Source organism: Nocardia sp. NPDC055165, assembly GCF_053606985.1.
In genome coordinates this window covers 109,687-130,660 of record NZ_JBSGSS010000009.1, presented here as the reverse complement: position 1 = coordinate 130,660, position 20,974 = coordinate 109,687, and the positions used below count along the sequence as shown (strand labels likewise).

Here is a 20,974-nt window from a genome sequence, read left to right as displayed (position 1 = left end):
TCCTCTCGATGGTGCAAGACCTACCGTCGAGTAGGAAGGCGCTCACCAGTGCCGGGGCGAAAGGAGCACGCCATGATTCCCACCGACGAGAACATCGCCGCCACCCTCCACCGCATCGACCCGAACGAGATACCGACCCGGCGGATCACGGTCTACTTCGACGGCCCCACCCCCGAGGACGCACTGGTCCTGGAATACGCCGCGACCCAGGCCGAGGCGTGGGAGTTCACCTCGGCGGCCGTGCATTCCGGCCTGCTGGTGACCGTCGACGGCAATGTCGGCCCCGGCCTGCGCCGGCTGCCCTGCCGGTCGCTGTGGCACTGACGCTCGCGGCGCCGCACCGCCGGCCGCACTAGGCTGGCACGGCGGGCGCTGCTCGGCCCGCGGTGACAGAAAGGGCATTCGTGACACGGTGGCAGTTCCCGCTCGCACTGGCCGCGGCGGCCGTCCTCACCGGCTGCGGCTCGGCAGACACCACCGAGGTCGCCACCCCACCCAGCACCACCACCCCGACGACGACCACCACCAAGCGGGTGCCCGCCACCATCGCGCCGCCCACCACCACCGTCGACCCCTACGCGGGCCTACCCCTGATCGATCACGTGACCTGGACCGAGAACGTCGACGGCCACCGTCTGCTCGTCTTCCCCACCCAGGCGGGCCGCAAGACCGCCGCGCCCGGCACCGACGAACTCGCGTGGCAGGAAGTACGTGCCCTCGACGCCGACGCCGACGCGCCGGGGATGCGCGACCAGTTCGTCTGCCACTGGGTTTGGGCCAGGATGGTAGCGCCCGACAAGCCGAGCTGGAATCTCGAACCGTGGCGCCCCGACGTCGGATATCAGGCCACGGTGGCGGCGAACTGCAATCCCGGCGGCCCCGAACGCTGATAGGAGCATCCCATGCGCATCGTCATCGCCGGTGGACACGGCAAAATCGCTCTTCTGCTCGCCCAGGTACTGACCCGGCGCGGCGATCACGTCCACGCCCTCATCCGTGAACCCGGCCAAGCCGCCGATATCGCCGCGACCGGCGGCGTGCCGGTCATCTACGACATGGAACGCGACACCCCCGCCGACCTCGCGGCCGCGGTCGCCGGTTCGGACGCGGTGGTGTTCGCAGCGGGTGCGGGCGCGGGTAGCGGTGCCGCGCGCAAATACACGGTCGACCTCAACGGTTCGGTACAACTGGCCGACGCCGCCGAGCACACGGGCGTCACGCGGTTCGTGCAGATCTCCACGATGGGCGCGGGCAGCCCGCCCGCGCCGGGGACCGATGAGGTGTGGGCCGCCTATATCGACGCCAAGACCCGCGCCGAGCAGGACCTGCGGACTCGCGAGCTGGAGTGGACGATCCTGCGACCGGGCCGGCTCACCGACACCGAAGGCAACGGTCTGATCACGCTCGGACCGCCGCCGATTCCGCGCGATTCGGTGCCACGCGCCGATGTCGCCGCGACACTCGCGTCGATCTTGTTCGCGGACAACACTTTTCGACGCACACTGGAGCTGGTCTCCGGATCGGAGACGATCGAGTCAGCCGTCGCGGCCATTTGATAGCCACAAATTAACTATCACAACATATTTCGCCCGTTGAACGCCATTGTCGTCAACTCGCGCCACATTGTCGTCACCTGATGAACACGGCCAGCCGCCGGTCACGCCGATATTCGAGCGCCACATATGACGGAGATGGTGGCGCTACCCTGGATTCGCCGCTCAGAAGCCGGGAAATGCACCGCATCGAGACGGAATCGATCGTGCAGATGTGCTTGCATCTGAAAGTCTCCCCGTCCTAAACTCAGGGCCGCAACACAATTCAGGGGACAGTCAGGGGAGGCCGCGAGCGGCACACCCGGGGCCAGGATTGCCTTGGGTTTGCCACTGCCTGAGAAGCACAGGGGCATTCACATGAACAACACCACGGGCCGTTTCGGCCTCGCCGATCGCGCGGCGGCCGATCACCCAGGCTCCGCTCGATGGTCCAGGGAAAGCGCGGTCGCCTTCGTCATCGATGCCGTGGAATCCACCGGCGCGGCGACCCGCAACGATTTCGATATCGACCGAATCGTGACCACTGCGCACGAACTGGCCGATGACTGGGATCTGCAAACGCTGACTCCCGATACTTTCTGGCGTATCGCCGCCGGCTGTATCCGGTACTGACCACGAATCGGTACCCACGGATCGACTGTCCCGCCCCTCGCGCGCAGTCCGATCAGCTCTCCGTGTGTTCGATTCCGCCCGACCGATCAGCTCCGCTCGGCTGTCAGTCCCGCTCGGAGTAGGACAGCAGTATCTCGCGTGAGCGATCCGGCCGTTCGGCTTGGACGCTGAGCTGATCCATCACCGATAGATACATCGCGAGGTCCTGGCGGCGCTCGAGGTAGAGCGCGCTGGTGAGTTGCTCGAGGTAGACGATATCGGGCAGTTCCGGCTCGCCGAAGCGCAGAATGCTGAACGAACTACCCGCCGCCGCGTGCCCGCCCGCCGAGTACGGCAGCACCTGCACCGTCACGTTCGGCAGTTCCGAGAGCTCGGCCAGGTAGCGAAGCTGGGCCCGGTGCACGTCACGTCCGCCGATCGGACGATGCAGCACGGCCTCGTCGATCACCGCCCACACCACCGGCGGGTCGACCCGGCGCAGGACATCCTGGCGTAACTGCCGAACCTGGACCCGGCGGTCGGTTTCGGCGTCGTTGAAACCGAGGGTGACGATCGCCCTGGTGTACTCCGGCGTCTGTAGCAGGCCGGGTACCAGCTGTGCTTCGTAGGTGCGGATCTGGCTGGCCGCCTGCTCGAGGCCGAGGTAGGTGCTGAACCACGACGGCAGCAGGTCGCTGTAGCGATGCCACCAGCCGGGTTCGCTTGCCTGCCTGGCCAACTCGAAGAACGAGGTGCGTTCCACCGGGTCGTGCACGCCGTAGAGCGTGAGCAGATCCCGGATGTCACGTTCCTTGAAACCGGTGCGGCCCAGCTCGAGTCGGCTGATCTTGGCGTGCGAGCCGCGGATCGCGTCGCCCGCGGCCTCGCGGGTGATGCCTTTGCCCTCGCGTAGCTTGCGCAACTGGCCGCCGAGCGCGATACGCAACACGGTGGGGCCACGGTCGACAACAGGTTGTACGCGACCGATCTCGTCGGGTTCAGCCGTCATGGACCCAGATCCTACCGATTACCCGGTGAGGTAGTCGAACTCTCCGGCCTTCGCGCCGCGGATGAATGCGTCGATCTCGGGCCGGGTGTAGAAGATCACCGACCCCTGCGGGTCGCGCGAGTTGCGTACGGCGACCGAGCCGTCGGCGGCTTCGGCGACCTCGACACAGTTGCCGCTGGGGTTGCTGTAGGTGCTTTTGCGCCACGCACCGTCTCCCGGGCGTTCACGCTGATCATGCTGCATTCCGGACATACCGCACTCCTCGTTGTCGAATGATGCCCACCGGTACGAAAATTGCAGATGCACGCACAAACGTTCTTGCATCTGCCTTGCGCGATGGGGACATTAACACGCGAAACGCCACCGCGCACCGGTCGGTACTTACCCGGCGTCATGACCGCGGCCAGGCGCCGACCGTCTCGTCCAGCCCCCTGAATTCGTAAGCGCCGCAACCCCATCGCGAGCCGACACGGCCGCAACGAGCGTGCAGATGTGCTTGCATTCGAAAACGAACCGCCCGTAGACTCAGGCCGCAAGATCACCGGGAGGTACCGCGGCTCCACCAGCCGGGCGGGCCTCCCGTCGCCGAATGGGAGGGGACTCGATGAGCAGTCCGTTTCAGCGACACCTCGGTGCCGCAGGCGCACCGCCCATGGCGTGTAGCGACGAGCCGAACGGGCTCACCTACCGGCAGGCGCGCGAGATGCTGAGCCAACACGACATCCATGGTCCGCAGTGCCGTCAGTGGCTGGCCGCTGCCGCGTACCTGTCCGCGGGACTGGACGACGAATAGTGCGGTCGTAACGTCTTCGTGCTGGTCAGACCGGTTCCGACAGGTCATGCTGGTGGGCGACGATCGATCCGGACAGGTGGTGCGCGTATGCGGATAGCGGAGATCCTGCGCAACAAGGGCAGGGCGGTCACGACCGTGCCGCCGCAGACCACCGTGCGCGACCTGCTCGCGGCGCTGGCCGACCACAATATCGGCGCGGTGGTCGTTTCCCCCGATGGTGCCGTGATCACGGGCATCGTCTCCGAACGCGATGTGGTGCGTCATCTGCACGCCCACGGCGCCGCGCTGCTGGATCGGCCGGTCACCGACATCATGACCGCCCGGGTTCGCACCTGCGGGCCCGATGAGGATGTGTCCTCGCTGCGCGACGTGATGACCGAGCACCGGATCCGGCACATGCCGGTGGTGAAGTCCGACCGGCTCATCGGCATCGTCAGCATCGGTGACGTGGTGAAGAGCGAGATCACCGAACTGGCCGCCGAACGTGAACACCTCGTCGAATATTTGCAGGGCAACTACTGAGCCCGGCACCGACCGGCGACACCGAAAAGCCTTGCGCCTGAGAATTCTTCGCGAGCTGTACCAGAAACGTGCGTATCGTTGAGCGGGTGCACCCCGTCCGGCCCGAGCTCGCCGCCGCCTCGGCGATCCGGCACGCGCCCACCCCGGTGCCCGCCTCGATTCGCACGCGGTTTCCGGCCCTGGCCGATCCCGCGGTGGTCTATCTCGACAGTGCCGCGACGACGCAGAAGCCCGATACCGTCATCGCGGCCGTCACCGACTACCACCGCGAGCACACCGCCAACGCGGGCCGCGGCACCTACGGCTGGGCCACCGCGCTGTCGGCGCGGATCGCCGCCGTCCGTACCCGGGCGGCCGGTTTCCTCGGCGCGCACCACAGCGACGAGATGGTGTTCACCAGCGGAGCCACCGCCGCACTCGGCGCGATCGCGCACAGTTGGGGCCTGGCCGAGCTCGACGACGGCGACGAGATCCTCTACAACCCGGCCGATCACGCCGCCAATGTGCTGCCGTGGCACCACCTGCGCGACACCCTCGCCAGGTTCGGGCGCCGAATAGTGTTGCGGCCCTATCGCAGCACCGCTACCGGCGAAGCCGACATCGACGACATCCTCGCGCGGGTCGGTCCGCGCACCCGCCTGATCACCACCAGCCATCTCCATCACGTGTACGGCGGGCTCACCACCCTCGAGGAATTGCACGGCCGGATCGACCCCGAGATCCTGCTGTGCTTCGACTGCTCGCAGAGCGGAGGGCACCTGCCGGTCGACGTCACCGCGCTGCGAGCCGATTTCGCGGTCTTCGCGGGACACAAGATGTTCGGTACGCCCGGGATCGGCCTGCTGTACTGCCACCGCCGGGTGCACGCCAGGCTGCGCCCCTTCCTGCCCGGCGGGAACACCGGGGTCAGGATCACCGAAGACGGTCTCGTCACCACCGGAATGCCCGAGCTGCTCGAAGGCGGTACCCACAACATCCCCGGGATCCTCTCCCTCGCACCGGCTTTCGACCTGCTCGACGAGCTCGACCGATTCGCTGTCGCCGAGCACAACCGGGTGCTCACCCTGCGGCTCATCGACGGCCTGCGCGAGGTCCCCGGGCTCGACTTCCTCCCCGGGCCGGCACACGCCACCTGCGCCGTCGGCTATGGGATCGTCTCGTTCACCCTCGACGCCATCAGCGCCGCCGACCTCGGGTTCGTCCTGGCCGATGCCGGATTCCTGGTGCGAACCGGAGCGCATTGCATGCCCTCGGCCGACGCCGGGGCCGGTTCGGTGCGGGTGAGTACCCACCTCTACAACACCCTCGACGAGATCGACCGATTCGTCGCCTGCGTGGCCGGCCTCGCCGGTGACGGGCGCTGAACAACCTGTCCTTCAAGCCCCCGACGCCGAGGAGGAACGATGGGCTCGCCCACCGTGCAGCACTACGATCGTCGCGCCGCGTCCCGGGTACTGGCCCGCCTGGCCGCTCCCGGACTGTTCGCCGCCACCGAACCGCCTCCTCCGGCCCGAATCACCTACCGTGCCACGGCATTACAGTCTGAATCGGGTGCCGCGCTGACACAGTCCCAGCGGATGTACCTGGAACGGTTCATGCGCCCGTGCCGCCCGGATCAGGTGACCAGCGCGACCCATCGCCTCACGTGGACCGACAGCGCGGGAATTCCCAACACCGGGTACTTCCACACCGCGGGCGCGGGCCCCGAACTCGCGGTGCTCGCGCGGGAAACAGTCCTCGCGCTGTGGCATTCGCTGGCGGCATCCGAACTCCCGGCGCGCGCTGCGGCCCTGTCCGCCCACGATCACGGCGTTCTTTCCGCGACCACCACCGATCACGATCCGCACGAGATCTTCCGGGTCGGTATTGAGGCAACGGGTCGCGCACTGGTCCAGCACGGCCTGATCGCCGCCGACACCCCCTATCGCGGGCTCGTCGAATTCGCCACCGGCATGCGTGATTGCGGCATCTTCACCGCCGTCGCCACCCGCTGGTTCTGGGAACTGCAGGCCTCGACCTTCCGGCGCGGGATGATCCCGGTGCGCTTTGCCAGCCAGCCCGACGGGTCCGTGCGCTACACCGCCGACTCGATCGCCATCCTGCGTGCGATGAAAGACGCCACCATCGCCGACGCGCACGCGGTGATGCTGCGCGCGACCGGCGAGGAGGGCCTCGAGACCGAAGCGGCCGTCGCGAAATACCACGACGACCTCGACCTGATCTCACGGCAATACGCGCTGCTGCCCGCCGACACGCGACCCACCTGTCTCGCGGCGACCCAACACGACATCGACGGCGCCGATGTGCACGTCCTCGCCACGGTCGTCGATCGGTTCGTCGAGACGTTCGCCGCGCTGACAGGCTCGGTGGAAGTGCTCGAGGACCTGACCGAGGAACAGCCGGGTACCGCCCCCACCGGCGACGACGGCGTCTTCTACGTCCCCGATATGAGCTGCCGGCATTGCGTCCGCACGATCACCGCCCTGCTCGAGTCGATGGAGATCCCGGTCGTCGAGATCGATCTGGAGTCCAAGCGGGTGATCGCCCGGATCCGCAGTCCGCGCAACAGATTCCGTGTCTTCGAGGCACTGCGCGATGGCGGCTACAACCCGGTCGACGACGTGCCGGCACAGGTGCCCGGCGCGTCGGTGGGATGATCCCGCCCGCCGTTCCCGCCGCGCTGCATCCGCTCGTCGCCGCGTTCCTCGCCGATCGCGACGGCGTGCGCGCCGCCCTGCGCCGCTACGGCTCCCCCGTGCATCTGGTGTTCCCGCAGATCTTCACCGCCAACCTCGCCGCACTGCGCGCCGTGCTCGACGCGGGAGCGGTCCGGCATCGAATCTGCTATGCGCACAAAGTGAATCGCTCCGCGGCGTTCGCCCACACGGCCGCGCACGCGGGAATCGCCGTCGACGTGGCGTCCACGGGGGAACTGCGTTCCGCGCTGTCCGCCGGATTCCCCGCCGATCGCATCGAGGTGACCGGCCCCAAGGGCGCCACGATGCTGCGGGCCGCGGTGACGGCCACGGCGACGATCAATGTCGACAACCTCTGGGAACTCGCGACCCTGGCCGAGCTGGCGTCACCGGCGGCGGCTGTCCCGGTATTGCTACGCATTTCGGGTTTCTCCGGCAGCTCACCGAGCCGGTTCGGGATCGATCTCGCCGACGTGGCCACGGCGCTGGAGCTGCTGGTACGTCACCGCGACCGGCTGCGGCTGCTGGGATTCGCCTTTCACCTCGATACTGCTGCCACCGCGGAACGGGTCAACGCCGTGGGCGACTGTCTGGAACTGATCGAACGGGCCTACGCGCACGGCCTGACGCCGACGGTGCTCGATATCGGCGGCGGCCTGCGCCAGGTCTTCACCGCCGATGCCGGGGGGTACGACGCCTACGACCACGCACTGCGGGCGGGCCTGCTCGGGCGTGGCCCCGCGATGCACTGGGGCAACAACACTTTCGGCTATCACGTGGCCGAGGGAATGGTGCACGGCGCACCGGTGTTCCACAAGTACGCCAATACCGAACCCGCCGCCGGCATCCTCGCCGAACTGCTCGCCGCTCCGCTGCCCGGGCACGGTGGACGGGCGCTGGCGGCGGTCCTCACCGACAATCTCCTCGACCTGTGGCTCGAACCGGGCAAAGCGCTGGTCGACCAGGCAGGCATCACCGTGGCCCAGGTCGAGTTCGTCAAACAGGCAGGCAACGGCGCGACGCTGGTCCATCTGGATCTCAGCCGCGACACCGTCACCGCCGCCGACCAGGAGGTGCTCATCGATCCGATCGTGCTGACCGACGTAGCCGAGTCACGGCCTGCCGGGGTGTATTTCGCCGGGCACCTGTGTCTCGAGCGCGACCTGATCACCCAGCGGCAGGTGCGAGTCGCGCAGCTGCCGTCCCCCGGCGATCCGGTGGTGTTCCCCAATACCGCCGCTTACCACACGGACCTGTCGGCCGCGCAGGCCGGCATGCACCCGACACCCGCGAAAGTCGCTGTGCTGCACCGAGAAGGACAGTTCGTTCTGTGCCCTGATGCCGACTATCGGCCCGGGGGCCAGTGATGGTCTACACCCACATCACCGAGCTGATCGGCAACACTCCCCTGCTGCGCCTGGACCCCGCCGTCCACGGGCTGACCGAGGTCGAGCTGTACGCGAAACTGGAGTCGCACAACCCCTTCGGTTCGGTGAAGGACCGCGTTGCCTGGGCGATGATCCGCGACGATCTCGAGCGCGTCCGCGCAGGCGGGCAGTCGTTCATCGAGGCGTCGAGCGGGAACACCGCCAAAGCGCTTCGGGTACTCGGCGCGCTGCACGGCATCCCGTTGCGCGCGGTCACCAATCGGATCCGGGTGAGCGAGGTCCGCCAATTGCTGCAACTGCTCGGGACCGAGATCGTGGAACTTCCCGGCCTGTCCGAATGCCCTGATCCCCATGCCGCCGATGATGTTTCGGCGGTCATCGAGCAGACCATCGGCCAGGCGCCCGACCACTGGTATCACCCCTCGCAATACACGAACGAGCGCAATATCGCCGCCCATCACGACGGCACCGGCACCGAGATCGCCACCGACCTCGCGGACGCGGGCATCGACCACCTGGATTACCTGATCGGCGGACTCGGCACCACCGGCTCCACTCGGGGCACCGCGACCGCCCTGCTCGCCCACCATCCGGACCTGCGCACCGTCGGGGTGGTGTCGGACCGCTTCGATTTCATCCCCGGTATCCGCTCCGAGCGCGAGATGTGGGACGTCGGGCTGTTCCGGCCCGATTTCTACGACGAGATCGTCACCGTCGACTCCGCCGCGGCCATCGAGTCGACCCTCGACCTGATGCGCGGCTACGGCGTACTCGCCGGACCCACCAGCGGCGCGGGCTATTGCGCCGCCCTTCGCACCCTGGCCGCGGCACCGCGCCCCGAGGGCAGAGCACTGGTGGCTGTGCTGATCGTGTGCGACCGGATCGAACCGTATCTGTCCTATCTGGCCAAACGCAGGCCGCAGCTGTTCGGCAAGCCCACCGGGCCCGCACCCCCGAGCCCCGACGACACCGCGCCGACGCTGTCTCCCGCTGAGCTGGCCGAACTCGACCGCACCGCCAGACCCACCGTCGTCGATACCCGCGGCGCGATGGCCTACCGCGTCGGGCATGTCCCCGGCGCGCTCAACATCCGCGACGACCAGCTCGACGAGATGCTCACCCAGGGCGTGCCGTTTCCGCGGTCACGGCCGGTGGTGTTCGTGTGCCCGGTCGGGGAAACCTCACTGCGTTTCGCCGCGGTGGCCCACCGCGCGGGCTACGAGGCATACAGCCTCGCGGGCGGCATCGTCGCGTGGCGCGACGCCGGATACGCGATGGAGCGCGGCGGCTGATCAGACGAGCACCCTGGTGGCGCGGCGCGCGGTGCTCAATCCACGACCGCGACCGGTGGTCGCCAGCAGCGCCGTGAGCGGTCCGCGATACCCATCGGCGAGCAGCCCGACGACCGCGCGGAAGCGCGCCACGAACTGCTGCGCGGTCGCCTCGTCGAGCCGGGCGATCGGGTAGATGAACGACCCGTCGACCCCGGCGGGCGCGCCGAGTGGATTGTAGTGGTCGGTGAGCCCGAACTCGAGGTCGTGCTTGGCCCTGACCACCCCGGTCGGCAACTCGGTGATCGAAAGCCCCTGCGCAGGAGGGTGTTCGACGGCGGTGCGTGGGGCCCCGGCTCGCTGCAGGATGAGTGTGGCCTGGAACAGCGGCAGCGCCGCGTCCTGCGGCAGGCAGCGCTTGAGGCGTGGGTTGGGGGTGTCGGGGTGGGCGTACGCGGCGAGCGCGACCCGGCGCACCTGCTCGAGAAGTTCGCCGACATCGGCGGCACGGTCGAGGCGCACCCGCATCAGCACATCAGCGGAGAAGTTGCCGACGAGATCGTCGAGCAGGCGGTGATCGCGACCCGAAACCGCTGTGGCGACTGTGACATCGGCGCTGCGCGCGAACGCGCCGACGGTGAGCGCGAACGCGGTCTGCAACACCATGAACAGGCTCGCCCGCCCCTCCTGCGCCATCCGCAGCAGCCCGGCATGGGTCTCGGCGTCGAACGAAATCGGCAGCAGCGCACCGGCAACCGGGTCGATCGGGGCCGCGGGGAGCTCACGCGCGGGTAGGTCCAGCAGGGCCGGGCGGCCGGCCAGCGCATTGGCCCAGTACCGCAGCTGATGGGTGGCCCGGCTCCACTCGTCGGTGAACTCGCCGAGCTGCTCGTGCTTCCACAGGGTGTAGTCGATGTAGCTGATCGGCAGCGGCGGCCAGTGCGGGGTGGTGCCGGCGCGACAGGCCAGATAGGCGGTGACGAGGTCGCGGATCAGCGGGCCCATCGAGCGACCGTCGACCGAGATGTGGTGCACGACAAGGGCGAGCACCACATCGTCGGGCCCGAGCACGAACAGCCGCGCCCGCACCGGCAGATCGCGGGCGAGGTCGAAGGGCTGCCCGGCCAGCGCGGCGACGGCGGGGGCGAGGTCGGCTTCGCCGACGCCGCATTCGGCCACATCGAGGACGGCATCGTCGGGGTCGACGACGCACTGAGCCGGACCCAGCTCGGTCGCCGGAAACCGGGTCCGCAGCGGAACATGGCGACCGACAAGAAGTTTCAGCGCCGCTCGCAGTGCTGCCACGTCGACCGACGCGCCACGCAAGCGCATCGCCCGCGCGACATTCCAATCCGCCGACCGGCCGAGTCGCGCCGCATGCCACATCCGCTCCTGCGCGGGCGCCAGGGGCACATGCGACGGACACGGTCGCGGGCCGAGCACCGGTGACGCGGCGGGCCGCGCACAGACCGGGTCGCTCCCGGTGCGCGCCGTCGCCGGCAAAACGCCACTGCCGGCGCCGTATCCCCCCGATCTCCGCCCCACACCGGGGTCCGACACGCGTCTACAACCTCCACACCGTTTCGACAGGTGAGCAACGCTAACGAGCCGATGTGAACACACAGTTACCGGATCGTGACCATGCTCGGTCAGCCCGCCCGCATCGCGAATCCCAAGATTTCGCCGACTATCCACTTTCCGGGCGAAATCGCCCAAAAGCCGCGTTAGAGTAGCGACGGGAAGCGGAGCGAGGAGTTGGTTGGTGTCCATCGGGAAATTGGTGTCGTTCGACGGTTCACGGGGTTTCGGTTTCATCCGGCCCGATGACGGCGGGCCCGATGTATTCGTCCACGTCAACGACATCGGACTCGACGAGGACGAGTTGCGCCAGGGTCGCCTGTTCGAATTCGATGTGACCGAAGGCGATCGGGGTCCCAAGGCGATCAACCTGACCGGGGTCGGACAGCCCCCCGCCGCTCCGAAGACGCGCAAGGGCGGCGACCGGCTCGGTCCCGACGAACTGCGTCAGCAGATCACCGAATTGCTGCTGGAGGCGTCCCCCGCGCTCACCGCGGCCGAGATCATCACCATCCGCGACCGGTTCACCACCTTCGCCGACGAGCACGGCTGGCTCGACAGCTGATCTCGCGCCAGGGCGGTTGTCGCGCCCGCCGATGAACTCCGGCGCGGACTCGGCGAGCGCGACAGGCACGCACTCGATGTCCGCGCACGTGTCGGTCCCCCGTCCTACGATCGCCTCACACACCGATGAATCGGGCGTGCTCGCATCGTCGACACGGGTGAACACACCCGCGAGGAGGATCGGATGGATCTACCGGTGATGCCGCCAGTGCGCCCCATGCTGGCCAAGTCGACGCCGTCGCTACCGCGCGAGCCAGGACTCAGCTATGAGCCGAAGTGGGACGGCTTCCGCTGCGTCGTGTTCCGCGACGGTGACGAGATCGAACTCGGCTCCCGCAACGACCGCCCGCTCACCCGGTACTTCCCCGAGCTGGCCGAGCTGCTGAAGGAGGCGCTGCCGCAACGCTGCGTCATCGACGGGGAGATCGTGGTCGTCACCGATCACGGCCTCGATTTCGACACCTTGCAGCAGCGGTTGCACCCGGCCGCGTCGCGGGTCACCAAACTCGCGGCGCAGACACCGGCCAGTTTCGTCGCCTTCGACCTGCTCGCCCTCGGCGATCGCGATCTCACTACCGCACCGTTCGCGCAGCGGCGCCGCGAACTCGAGTCGTTGCTCGACGCCGCGCCCGGCCGGATCCATCTCACACCGATCACCCAGGATCCCGACGTGGCTCAGGACTGGTTCACCCGCTTCGAAGGCGCGGGCTTCGACGGCGTGATGGCCAAGTCCGACGAGCTGGCCTACCTGCAGGACAAGCGAGTGATGCTCAAGATCAAGCACGAGCGCACCGCCGACTGCGTGGTCGCCGGTTACCGGATGCACAAGGACGGCGAAGGCGTCGGTTCGCTGCTGCTCGGCCTGTTCGACGACGAGGGCAATCTGCACCATGTCGGGGTGGCGTCGAGTTTCACCGCGGCCCGGCGCCGCGAATTGCTCGGCGAGCTGGCGCCGTTGCGCGAGAACGCGCTCGACGACCATCCGTGGCGCACCTGGGCCGACGCCGCCGCGCAGGCGAACGCCGACGGCAAGATGCCCGGCGGGCAGAGCCGCTGGAGCGGGGGCAAGGATCTGTCGTGGGAGCCGCTGCGGCCCGAGCTGGTCGCCGAAGTGCGCTACGAGCACGTGCAGTCGGGACGGTTCCGCCACGGCGGGCGGCTGGCGCGGTTCCGCGCCGACCGAACCCCCGATTCGTGCACGTACGCCCAGCTCGATGAAGTGGCGCCCGCCGAGCTCGACGCGATCTTCGGAGTCGGCCGATGAGCGCCGCGGTAGAACTCGACATCGACGGCCGGGCGCTCACCATCAGCAATCCCGACAAGGTCTACTTCACCAAACGCGGCGAGACCAAGCTCGATCTGGTCAACTACTACCGCGCTGTCGCCGAACCGCTGCTCGGTGTGATCGGTGGTCGCCCGCTACTGCTGGAACGCTATCCCGACGGCGCGTCGGGCAAATCGTGGTTCCAGAAGCGGGTGCCGAAGTCCGCGCCGGACTGGTTGCAGACCGTGGAGGTGTCCACCCCCAACGGCACCACCAGCGACGCGCTGGTGGCCCACGATCTCGCGCACATCCTGTGGGCGGTGAATCAGGGCTGTCTCGGTTTTCACGTGTGGCCCAATCATGTTCCGGATCTGCGGATCGCCGACGAACTACGCATCGATCTCGATCCCTCGCCCGGCATCGGTTTCGATGATCTGCGCCGGGCCGCGGTGCTCACCCGCGAACTGCTGGCCGAACTCGGCGTCGACTCGTCCATCAAGACCTCGGGCTCACGTGGCCTGCACATCTACGCGGCGCTGGAACCGCGCTGGGACGGCTACGAGGTGCGGGCCGCCGCGGTGGCGCTGGCCAGGGAGCTCGAGCGCAGGCATCCCGAGGAGATCACCGCGCAGTGGTGGAAAGAGGAACGCGGCTCGCGGGTGTTCATCGACTTCAATCAGAACGCCCCGCACAAGACCGTGTTCGGCGCCTGGTCGGTGCGGCCGAAGGTCGGCGGTCAGGTGTCGACACCGATCACCTGGGCCGAACTCGACACCGTCGTCCCCGATGAGCTCACGCTGGCCACCGTGCCCGCCCGCCTCGCCGAGTCGGGTGATCCCTGGGCGAACCGGGCACCGCAATCGATCGAACCGCTGCTGACGATGTCGGAGCGCGATATGGCAGCGGGGCTGATGGACGCACCGTGGCCACCGCAGTATCCGAAGATGCCCAACGAGCCGCCGCGCGTGCAACCGAGCCGGGCCAAGAAGGAGTGAGAACCTATTCGGAGGTCCACAGCGACCAGACCGCGGCGCTGCCCTTGCCCTCGCACACAAGCGCGTGGTTGTCGGAGGTACGGCCCGATTTGTCCACCGAGGGATCGCATTTCGCCCCCGCGGTGTAGTAGGACCCCGATACCTTGAACGGCCCCGACCAGGTATGACCACTCGGTCCGCGCAGACACAGCAATGTCGCACCGTCTGCCGCGACGCCGAGCAGACCGGCCTTCTCCGCGGTGCACTCCGTGCCCTTCTCGACCACGCCGCTCTTCTCGCCGCCGCCCGCGGGGCTCGTCACCGGGACGGCCTCGGTCACCGTCGGTGCCGTGTGCGAGGTCACCGACACCGGCGTCGGCGTCGTGGTCGCCGCCGACTGGGCGAGTGCCGGCATCGACACGTCCAACCCGCCGAAAACGGCGAGCCCGATCGCTGCCGCGACCGCCACCTCGGAGATACCGAGCAGCAGTGCCAGCACCGCGATCCCCCGCCCGCGTGGATGCCCGAACGACAGCAGCCCGAACACGATCGCGATCGGGAACAGCAGCACCAGCGCGGCGGCCAGTGCCACCATCGAGTACGGATTCACGCGCGGTTGGTCACCGCGGCGACCGCCGGTCGCACTGTCCGCGCTCACCTGCGGCCAGCGCTGGCCGTCCCAACGCCGATCGTCGGACTCCTGCTCGGGGTCGTCATCCCATTCCTCGTACCGTGCCATCAACCCCGGGTCCCTCTCCGATCTCCCCGGGCGCACAACGAAACAGGTGCGGCGCCGGGTTACGCGACGAGAATAAGGACTCACAGCCCGGTAGCACAGCTCAAACGCGAAATAGGGTCACAGTGACATAACGTGTCAACTCGCGCGAGCGCCCTGGTAACGAACCGGCTAACACCCTTACCCCGGCGGACGGAACAGGTTCATGCTGGTCATCAAGTGCAGCGTTGCGCGCACCCCTGAGCTCGCGAGGAGGACTCATGTCCGACAGCACGCCGTCGGCAGACCGCGCCTGGCATGCCCAAGCCGGTGATCTGCTGGCCGACGATTACAACGTTCCCGGCATCATCATGTGCGCGATCGGGGTGGTGGGGCTCGCGTGCACCCTCGTCGCGGCTGGTACCGAGCACACCGGATGGGCCGTGCTGGCCGGGATCATGACGTTACTTTTCCTCGGCGGCGGTGTCGGTGCGCTGATGTTCGAGCATCACCGGGAGAAGAAGATCGAGCAGATGCTCGGCCGCACCGGGCACGCGCCCGGCCATGCCGGACCCCAGCGCTACAGTGCCGCCGCGATCGCGATGCGGCGCTCGAATCGCGCGCTCGATTCCTAGCGCTCGCCCGATTCCACGGTCGGTTCCGGCTCGGTGATCAGCACGCTGGGAATCGTCACGGTGATCATCGTGAGCAGGGTGTCGGCCAGCAGTTGATGCACCTGCGCCCTGGTGAGGGTGCCGCGGGTGATCCATTCGCGTCCGGCGACTTTCACCAGTCCCGCGTAGGCGAGGACCAGCGCGCGCAAACGTGCACTGTCTGCCAGATCGGCGCGCCCGATCATCACCAGCATGCGTTCGGCGGCGGCATCGTCGGCCTGATCGAGGATCTGCTGCACCTCGGGGTCGTCGCCGACGCCCTCGTGGCTGGTCACCTTCACCCAGGTGGTGCCGTGCTCGGCGATGGTGTCGAGCAGCCAGCCCACGATCGCGTCGACCCGCTCACCCGGTGTGCCGTCGGGAATGGATACCTTGTCCTGACGCGGCAGAGTCACCATGCGGCGCACCACCGCCAGATACAGGTCGCGCTTGTTGCCGAAGTAGTGGTTGATCAGGCCACGGGCCACCCCCGCGCGCTGGGCCAGTTCCGCGGTCGAGACCGCCGCGTAGGGCCGCTCACCGAACATATCGATGGCACACGCCAGGATCTGCGCTCGTCGCTCGTCGGGTTCGAGCCTGCGCCTGCGCGGCGCGTCTGCGGTGTCGGTGTCCAGCGGGGAAATCGCGGTTCTCCGTCGAGTTCGATAGCCGTCGCGCGGTCGCGACGACGGCCCATCACGATACCCAGCGGGTCGCTCGCGCGGCCAATGCGACAATAGATGTCGTCCACCGCTCCCGCACGAAGGAATGTCGCACTCCCCGATGACCGAGAACATGATCGATCCGGACGAGTTGGCGACCTGTCTGCGGGTACTGGAACGCGCCGGGCAGCTGGAGAAGGAACATCCCGACTCCATCGCCGTGCAGCGCGCCGTCGGGCACATGTTCAAAAAGCTCAAGCACCGCCGTCGCATCGAGGCCAGGGAGCAGATCTCCTCGAACGACCGCGCCGTCATCGCCGCGACCGCGACGGGCTCCCCGCAGCGCATCGACGACGAGACCGCGGGCATCCCGATCAGCTCGTCCACCACGGGCGCCAGCGCGGGCACCCTGCTCAAGGCGCGTCCCTGCTACATCTGCAAGCAGAAGTACACCCAAGTCGACGCGTTCTACCACCAGCTGTGCCCTGAGTGCGCGGTAGCGAGCCACACCAAGCGCGACGCGCGCACCGACCTGTCCGGCAAACGCGCCCTGCTCACCGGCGGTCGCGCCAAGATCGGCATGTACATCGCGTTGCGGCTGCTGCGCGACGGTGCGCACACCACCATCACCACTCGCTTCCCCAACGACGCGATCCGTCGCTTCGCCGCCATGGAGGACAGCGCCGACTGGCTGCACCGGCTGCGCATCATCGGCATCGATCTGCGTGACCCCGCGCAGGTCGTGGCGCTGGCCGATGACGTCGCCGCCCAGGGCCCCCTCGACATCCTGATCAACAACGCGGCCCAGACGGTGCGCCGATCGGCCGGCGCCTACAGCGCGCTGGTCGACGCCGAGACCGCGCCGCTGCCCGCGGGCGTCCTGCCGGAGATGGTCACGTTCGGCAAGACCATGCAGGCCCACCCGACCGCACTCACCGCCTCCCTCACGCCGTCGCTGTCGGCCACCGATGTCGCCGAACTCGCGCTGGTCGCCGGTTCGGCCACCCCGGAGCGGATCGCGGCGGGCGTGGCCATCGACGCCGGTGGTCTTGTCCCCGACCTCGCGCACACCAACAGCTGGGTGCAGACCGTCGGCGAGGTGGAGGCCACCGAGCTGCTCGAGGTGCAGCTGTGCAACTCGGTCGCGCCGTTCATCCTGGTGTCACGGTTGCGCCCTGCCCTGGCCGCCGCGGCAGGCCGGCGCAAGTACGTGGTCAACGTCTCGGCGATGGAAGGCCAGTTCGGCCGCGGCTACAAGGGCCCGGGGCACCCGCACACGAACATGGCCAAGGCCGCGCTCAACATGCTCACCCGCACCAGCGCCCTCGAGATGTTCGAGGCCGACTCGATCCTGATGACCGCGGTCGACACCGGCTGGATCACCGACGAACGCCCGCACTTCACCAAGGTCCGCCTCGCCGAGGAGGGCTTCCACGCACCGCTCGATCTCGTCGACGGCGCCGCCCGCGTCTACGACCCGATCGTGCAGGGCGAGGACGGCGTGGACCTCTACGGCTGCTTCCTCAAGGACTACCGGCCTTCACCCTGGTGACGCAAGCGATGCCGAACCGGAATGATGATCATGATGCCGCCCGGGGAGCACGGTACATATCCTGAATAGGTGCCGTTCCGGGTGCTGGCCGACGTTCTCGCCGTCACCCACGTCGCGTTCATCGCGTACGTGGTCGCCGGCGGCTTCCTGGCGTGGCGATGGCCCCGCACGATCGGCCTGCACGTACTGGCCGTGGCGTGGGGCTTCGGCACCATCCTGATCGGCTTCGACTGCCCGCTCACCTACGCCGAGAACTGGGCGCGCAGGCAAGCGGGGGTGGGTGAGTTGCCCGCCGCCGGCTTCATCGACCACTACCTCACCGGGGTGATCTACCCCGACAGCGCGCTCGGCTTGGTGCGGGCACTGGCGGCGCTGGCGGTACTCGTGTCGTGGCTGGGCTACGCGCGCCTGCACCAGCGCCGGCTCAGTTCACGTGCCGTGTGATCTCCTGCGCCACCGCGGCGTGCTGTTCGTCGAGGTAGAAGTGCCCGCCACCGAACGTGCGCAGGTTGAACGGCCCGTCGGTGACCGCACGCCACTGTTCGGCCTGGGCCACCGTGGTCGTCGGATCCTCGGTACTCACCAAGGCGACGACCGGGCAGCTCAGCTGTGCTCCCGGCCGGCGCCGATAGGTCTCGACCGCCTGGTAGTCGGCCCGCACGGCGGGCAGCACGAGATCGGCCAGGCCCGGTTCGGTGCGCAGCAGTCGCACCGGTGCGGGATCGTTCGCCAGCCGCTCCAGCTCGTCGATGAGCGCGGTGTCCGATCCTCTGTGTAGCTGTCCGGTTTCGACGAATTCCGGTGCGGGACGACCGGAGACGATGAGGACGCGGGGCGGTTGCCCGGCGGCGGCGAGTCGTAGTGCGGTCTCGTAGGCCACGGTCGCGCCCATGCTGTGCCCGAACAGCGCACGGGCCGGTCCCGGCTGCCGCGCGATGTCCGCGGCGATCCGGTCGGCGAGCAGATGCAGGTCGGTGATCGTCGGATCGCCGAGCCGGTCCTGCCTGCCGGGATATTGCACCGCCGTCACTTCGACACCGGCGCCGATGTGTCGCGCCAACTCCCGATAGAAGGTCGCCGATCCCCCGCCGGGCGGAAAACACGTCACCCGACCGCGGGCCGCCGCCTCCGATCGCAGGATCCGAACCCACTCCGTCGCAGCCGTATTCACGCCCACATCACACTCCTCACCCTCTCCACCGCAACTAGGCTGGTCGATGTGACCACCGCGCAGCAGCTCGTCCACGCCTACGAGACGGGACTGGGACTCCCGCCGTCGAGCGATGCCGACGTGCCGGATCCCGGTGCGCGGTTGGCGGCCACCCTACCGGTGTGGGCGCTCGCGGCGGGTTCGGTCGCGGCAGTGAGCGCGGCCGCCAACCGGGTCAGAGTCGCACGCGGCCTGCCCGCGCGCCCCGTTCGCCTCGATGCCGACCGGGTGACCGCGGCGTTCAGCAGTGAACGGTTGTTCCGGCGGGGCGGTAGCGCGCCCGCGTTCTTCGCCGAGCTGTCCGGCTTCTTTCCCACCGCCGACGGATGGGTGCGCACCCACGCGAACTACCCACATCACCGCCAGCGCTTGCTGCGCGCGCTCGACCTCCCGGCAGCCGGAGACGCCGCCCAGCTCACCGCCCGGTTTTCCGCGATGAAGGGCGCCGAGATCGAAGATGCCGCCGCGGCTGTGGGCGCCATCGCGGCACGAGTCCGCACCGAGGGCGAATGGGCGGAAAGCCCGATGGGCCGCGCGGCCGCTCTCGGAGCATTGGTCGCCGTCGACGCACGCGACGCACGCACATCCACCACATCGTGGCCAGGTGCGGGCGAGCGCGCCGCTACCGTCGAGCGACCGCTGACCGGCCTTCGCGTGCTCGACCTCACCCGCGTCCTCGCGGGCCCGGTGGCCACCCGAACGCTGGCCTTGCTCGGCGCCGACGTGCTGCGGATCGACCCACCGCACCTGCCCGAAATCGACTGGCAGTTCTCCGACAACTGCCAGGGCAAGCGCTCGACCTTGCTCGACCTGCGCACCGATCTGGCGACCTTCGAGATCCTCCTCGACGAGGCCGATGTACTGGTCACCGGCTACCGCCCGGGTGCCCTCGCCGCGGCCGGTGTCCGCGCTGCCGGACATCCCGGCTTGATCGAGGCCACGGTCTCGGCCTGGGGTACGAGCGGGCCGTGGGGCGAGCGACGGGGCTTCGACAGCATCGTCCAGGCGGTGTCCGGCATTTCGTTGCTCGAGGGAGCGCCCGATCGGCCCGGCGCACTGCCCGCCCAGGCACTCGACCACGGGTCGGGCTACCTGCTGGCCGCCGCCGTCATGGATGCCCTGCTGGCTCGCGCCGACGACGGGTTCGGCCGCAACGTCCGAGTTTCCCTGGCACGCACCGCATCCTGGCTCCTGACCGCGGACGACCGCTGCCCCGGCCACCCCGCGCCGACACCGCCGGACCCGGCGTCGACCGTCACGCACAGCGAACTGGTCACGGCCGCACCGGCATTCGCCGACTACGACGACTACCGCTGGCCCGCACCACCCTACGGATCAGCGCAGCCGTTCTGGGTCGAAGCACCCGATCACTACCACCGCCCGTGACCAGCCGGGTCACTTCCCCGCGAGCGCCCGGATCGCCACAGTGAGCTGATCACCATCGACAGCCACCTCACCCGGGTCCAGCAGCCACAGCATCCCGAGCCCCTGGGCGATCACGAAATACATCCGCCCGATCGCCGCGGCCTGTGCCGCGTCGAGCTCGGGGTGGGCCGCCTGCACATGGGCACCGAGGTCGGCGAACGCCCCGGACAGCTGGTCGCCCAGCTGCGCTCGTGCGTCGTCGGAGCGCACGATCCGCACGATGTTCTCCAGGCTGGCCAGCATCGCCTCGTGATTGCCCGCGAACACCTCGGGCATCCCGTTCCACAGCAGCGCGAGCCCCTCCAGCGGTGACTTGCCGGTGCCCGCGGCGATCAGCTCGTCCATCGCATCGCCCATCCCGGTGCCGAGCGCCTCGCTCAACGCCTCGGTGACGAGGCGATCCTTCGACCCGAAGTGGTAGCCGATCGCGGCCAGGCTCACCCCCGCCGCGGCGGCGATATCACGCGCGGTCGCCTTCGCGACGCCGCGCTCGAGAATCACTTTGCGCGCCCCCGCCAGTAGGTCTTCTCTGTTTCCCATACTCAGCAGCCTAC

24 protein-coding genes are annotated in these 20,974 nt (G+C 68.6%); 17 read left to right on the top strand and 7 right to left on the bottom strand.

Going from position 1 to position 20,974, the window contains the following annotated elements; translation table 11 throughout:
- Nucleotides 1-72 precede the first annotated feature (72 nt).
- The 4 genes from ACWFRF_RS19950 to ACWFRF_RS19935 all read left to right on the top strand — a co-directional run bounded on the left by ACWFRF_RS19950 (nt 73) and on the right by ACWFRF_RS19935 (nt 2,165).
- Entirely contained in the window at nt 73-324 is a 252-nt protein-coding gene (locus tag ACWFRF_RS19950; protein ID WP_378631365.1) for a hypothetical protein, read from the top strand.
- Between the two features lie 80 nt (nt 325-404).
- Nucleotides 405-890: a DUF2599 domain-containing protein gene (locus ACWFRF_RS19945; protein ID WP_452451483.1), complete on the top strand. Its 486-nt coding sequence runs from the start codon at nt 405-407 to the stop codon at nt 888-890.
- A gap of 12 nt (nt 891-902) precedes the next feature.
- Entirely contained in the window at nt 903-1,556 is a 654-nt protein-coding gene (locus ACWFRF_RS19940; protein ID WP_452451481.1) for an SDR family oxidoreductase, read from the top strand.
- A 354-nt stretch (nt 1,557-1,910) separates the two neighbouring features.
- The gene (locus tag ACWFRF_RS19935; protein ID WP_378659728.1) at nt 1,911-2,165 is read left to right on the top strand and encodes a hypothetical protein; all 255 of its coding nucleotides are present in this window, start codon (nt 1,911-1,913) and stop codon (nt 2,163-2,165) included.
- A gap of 103 nt (nt 2,166-2,268) precedes the next feature.
- Here the strand turns inward: ACWFRF_RS19935 and ACWFRF_RS19930 are convergent, their stop codons facing one another.
- Nucleotides 2,269-3,153, bottom strand: coding sequence for a helix-turn-helix domain-containing protein (locus ACWFRF_RS19930; RefSeq protein WP_452451479.1), 885 nt, complete (start codon nt 3,151-3,153; stop codon nt 2,269-2,271).
- A gap of 18 nt (nt 3,154-3,171) precedes the next feature.
- Complete coding sequence (locus tag ACWFRF_RS19925) at nt 3,172-3,405, bottom strand: DUF397 domain-containing protein (RefSeq protein WP_056817490.1); 234 nt, start codon at nt 3,403-3,405, stop codon at nt 3,172-3,174.
- A gap of 352 nt (nt 3,406-3,757) precedes the next feature.
- Here ACWFRF_RS19925 and ACWFRF_RS19920 point away from each other — a divergent pair, with 352 nt between their 5' ends.
- From ACWFRF_RS19920 to ACWFRF_RS19895, 6 genes are all read left to right on the top strand, one after another.
- Nucleotides 3,758-3,946 carry a hypothetical protein gene (locus ACWFRF_RS19920; protein WP_452451476.1) on the top strand — a complete coding sequence of 63 codons (189 nt, stop codon included), beginning with the start codon at nt 3,758-3,760 and terminating at the stop codon, nt 3,944-3,946.
- 87 nt (nt 3,947-4,033) lie between these two features.
- The gene (locus tag ACWFRF_RS19915; RefSeq protein ID WP_378992030.1) at nt 4,034-4,468 is read left to right on the top strand and encodes a CBS domain-containing protein; all 435 of its coding nucleotides are present in this window, start codon (nt 4,034-4,036) and stop codon (nt 4,466-4,468) included.
- Between the two features lie 86 nt (nt 4,469-4,554).
- Nucleotides 4,555-5,832 (top strand): aminotransferase class V-fold PLP-dependent enzyme, encoded by a 1,278-nt coding sequence (locus tag ACWFRF_RS19910; RefSeq protein ID WP_452451474.1) that lies wholly within the window; start codon nt 4,555-4,557, stop codon nt 5,830-5,832.
- A 39-nt stretch (nt 5,833-5,871) separates the two neighbouring features.
- Nucleotides 5,872-7,125: a heavy-metal-associated domain-containing protein gene (locus ACWFRF_RS19905; RefSeq protein ID WP_452451472.1), complete on the top strand. Its 1,254-nt coding sequence runs from the start codon at nt 5,872-5,874 to the stop codon at nt 7,123-7,125.
- Nucleotides 7,122-8,531, top strand: a complete 1,410-nt coding sequence (locus tag ACWFRF_RS19900) for a decarboxylase (protein ID WP_452451470.1) — start codon at nt 7,122-7,124, stop codon at nt 8,529-8,531. Before ACWFRF_RS19905 ends, ACWFRF_RS19900 begins: the two co-directional genes overlap by 4 nt.
- Nucleotides 8,531-9,844: a pyridoxal-phosphate dependent enzyme gene (locus tag ACWFRF_RS19895; protein ID WP_452451468.1), complete on the top strand. Its 1,314-nt coding sequence runs from the start codon at nt 8,531-8,533 to the stop codon at nt 9,842-9,844. Before ACWFRF_RS19900 ends, ACWFRF_RS19895 begins: the two co-directional genes overlap by 1 nt.
- Here ACWFRF_RS19895 and ACWFRF_RS19890 read toward each other — a convergent pair whose 3' ends face one another.
- Complete coding sequence (locus ACWFRF_RS19890; RefSeq protein WP_452451466.1) at nt 9,845-11,236, bottom strand: condensation domain-containing protein; 1,392 nt, start codon at nt 11,234-11,236, stop codon at nt 9,845-9,847.
- A 346-nt stretch (nt 11,237-11,582) separates the two neighbouring features.
- Between ACWFRF_RS19890 and ACWFRF_RS19885 the strand changes: the two genes are divergently transcribed.
- The 3 genes from ACWFRF_RS19885 (at nt 11,583) to ligD (ending at nt 14,224) form a co-directional block, all read left to right on the top strand.
- The gene (locus tag ACWFRF_RS19885) at nt 11,583-11,966 is read left to right on the top strand and encodes a cold shock domain-containing protein (protein WP_378992022.1); all 384 of its coding nucleotides are present in this window, start codon (nt 11,583-11,585) and stop codon (nt 11,964-11,966) included.
- Nucleotides 11,967-12,149: 183 nt separating this feature from the next.
- The gene (locus tag ACWFRF_RS19880) at nt 12,150-13,229 is read left to right on the top strand and encodes an ATP-dependent DNA ligase (RefSeq protein ID WP_378992021.1); all 1,080 of its coding nucleotides are present in this window, start codon (nt 12,150-12,152) and stop codon (nt 13,227-13,229) included.
- Nucleotides 13,226-14,224, top strand: coding sequence for a non-homologous end-joining DNA ligase (gene ligD / locus ACWFRF_RS19875; protein WP_387444329.1), 999 nt, complete (start codon nt 13,226-13,228; stop codon nt 14,222-14,224). The genes ACWFRF_RS19880 and ligD overlap by 4 nt, the downstream gene beginning before the upstream one ends.
- Before the next feature lie 4 nt (nt 14,225-14,228).
- Here ligD and ACWFRF_RS19870 read toward each other — a convergent pair whose 3' ends face one another.
- The gene (locus ACWFRF_RS19870) at nt 14,229-14,942 is read right to left on the bottom strand and encodes a hypothetical protein (RefSeq protein ID WP_449962885.1); all 714 of its coding nucleotides are present in this window, start codon (nt 14,940-14,942) and stop codon (nt 14,229-14,231) included.
- Between the two features lie 257 nt (nt 14,943-15,199).
- Here ACWFRF_RS19870 and ACWFRF_RS19865 point away from each other — a divergent pair, with 257 nt between their 5' ends.
- Nucleotides 15,200-15,553: a hypothetical protein gene (locus ACWFRF_RS19865; RefSeq protein ID WP_387444326.1), complete on the top strand. Its 354-nt coding sequence runs from the start codon at nt 15,200-15,202 to the stop codon at nt 15,551-15,553.
- Here the strand turns inward: ACWFRF_RS19865 and ACWFRF_RS19860 are convergent.
- Complete coding sequence (locus ACWFRF_RS19860) at nt 15,550-16,215, bottom strand: TetR/AcrR family transcriptional regulator (protein WP_452451791.1); 666 nt, start codon at nt 16,213-16,215, stop codon at nt 15,550-15,552. The two genes, ACWFRF_RS19865 and ACWFRF_RS19860, sit on opposite strands and share 4 nt — an antisense overlap.
- Before the next feature lie 139 nt (nt 16,216-16,354).
- Here ACWFRF_RS19860 and ACWFRF_RS19855 point away from each other — a divergent pair, with 139 nt between their 5' ends.
- On the top strand, nt 16,355-17,785 hold the full coding sequence (locus ACWFRF_RS19855; RefSeq protein ID WP_378992014.1) for an SDR family NAD(P)-dependent oxidoreductase: 1,431 nt from the start codon (nt 16,355-16,357) through the stop codon (nt 17,783-17,785).
- Nucleotides 17,786-17,854: 69 nt separating this feature from the next.
- On the top strand, nt 17,855-18,229 hold the full coding sequence (locus ACWFRF_RS19850) for a DUF2784 domain-containing protein (RefSeq protein ID WP_378992013.1): 375 nt from the start codon (nt 17,855-17,857) through the stop codon (nt 18,227-18,229).
- Here ACWFRF_RS19850 and ACWFRF_RS19845 read toward each other — a convergent pair.
- Nucleotides 18,210-18,956 carry a thioesterase II family protein gene (locus ACWFRF_RS19845; protein ID WP_452451789.1) on the bottom strand — a complete coding sequence of 249 codons (747 nt, stop codon included), beginning with the start codon at nt 18,954-18,956 and terminating at the stop codon, nt 18,210-18,212. The genes ACWFRF_RS19850 and ACWFRF_RS19845 overlap by 20 nt on opposite strands.
- A 48-nt stretch (nt 18,957-19,004) precedes the next feature.
- Here ACWFRF_RS19845 and ACWFRF_RS19840 point away from each other — a divergent pair, with 48 nt between their 5' ends.
- Nucleotides 19,005-20,381, top strand: coding sequence for a CoA transferase (locus ACWFRF_RS19840; protein ID WP_452451463.1), 1,377 nt, complete (start codon nt 19,005-19,007; stop codon nt 20,379-20,381).
- A gap of 9 nt (nt 20,382-20,390) precedes the next feature.
- Here ACWFRF_RS19840 and ACWFRF_RS19835 read toward each other — a convergent pair whose 3' ends face one another.
- On the bottom strand, nt 20,391-20,960 hold the full coding sequence (locus tag ACWFRF_RS19835) for a TetR family transcriptional regulator (RefSeq protein WP_378631336.1): 570 nt from the start codon (nt 20,958-20,960) through the stop codon (nt 20,391-20,393).
- Nucleotides 20,961-20,974: the final 14 nt, after the last annotated feature.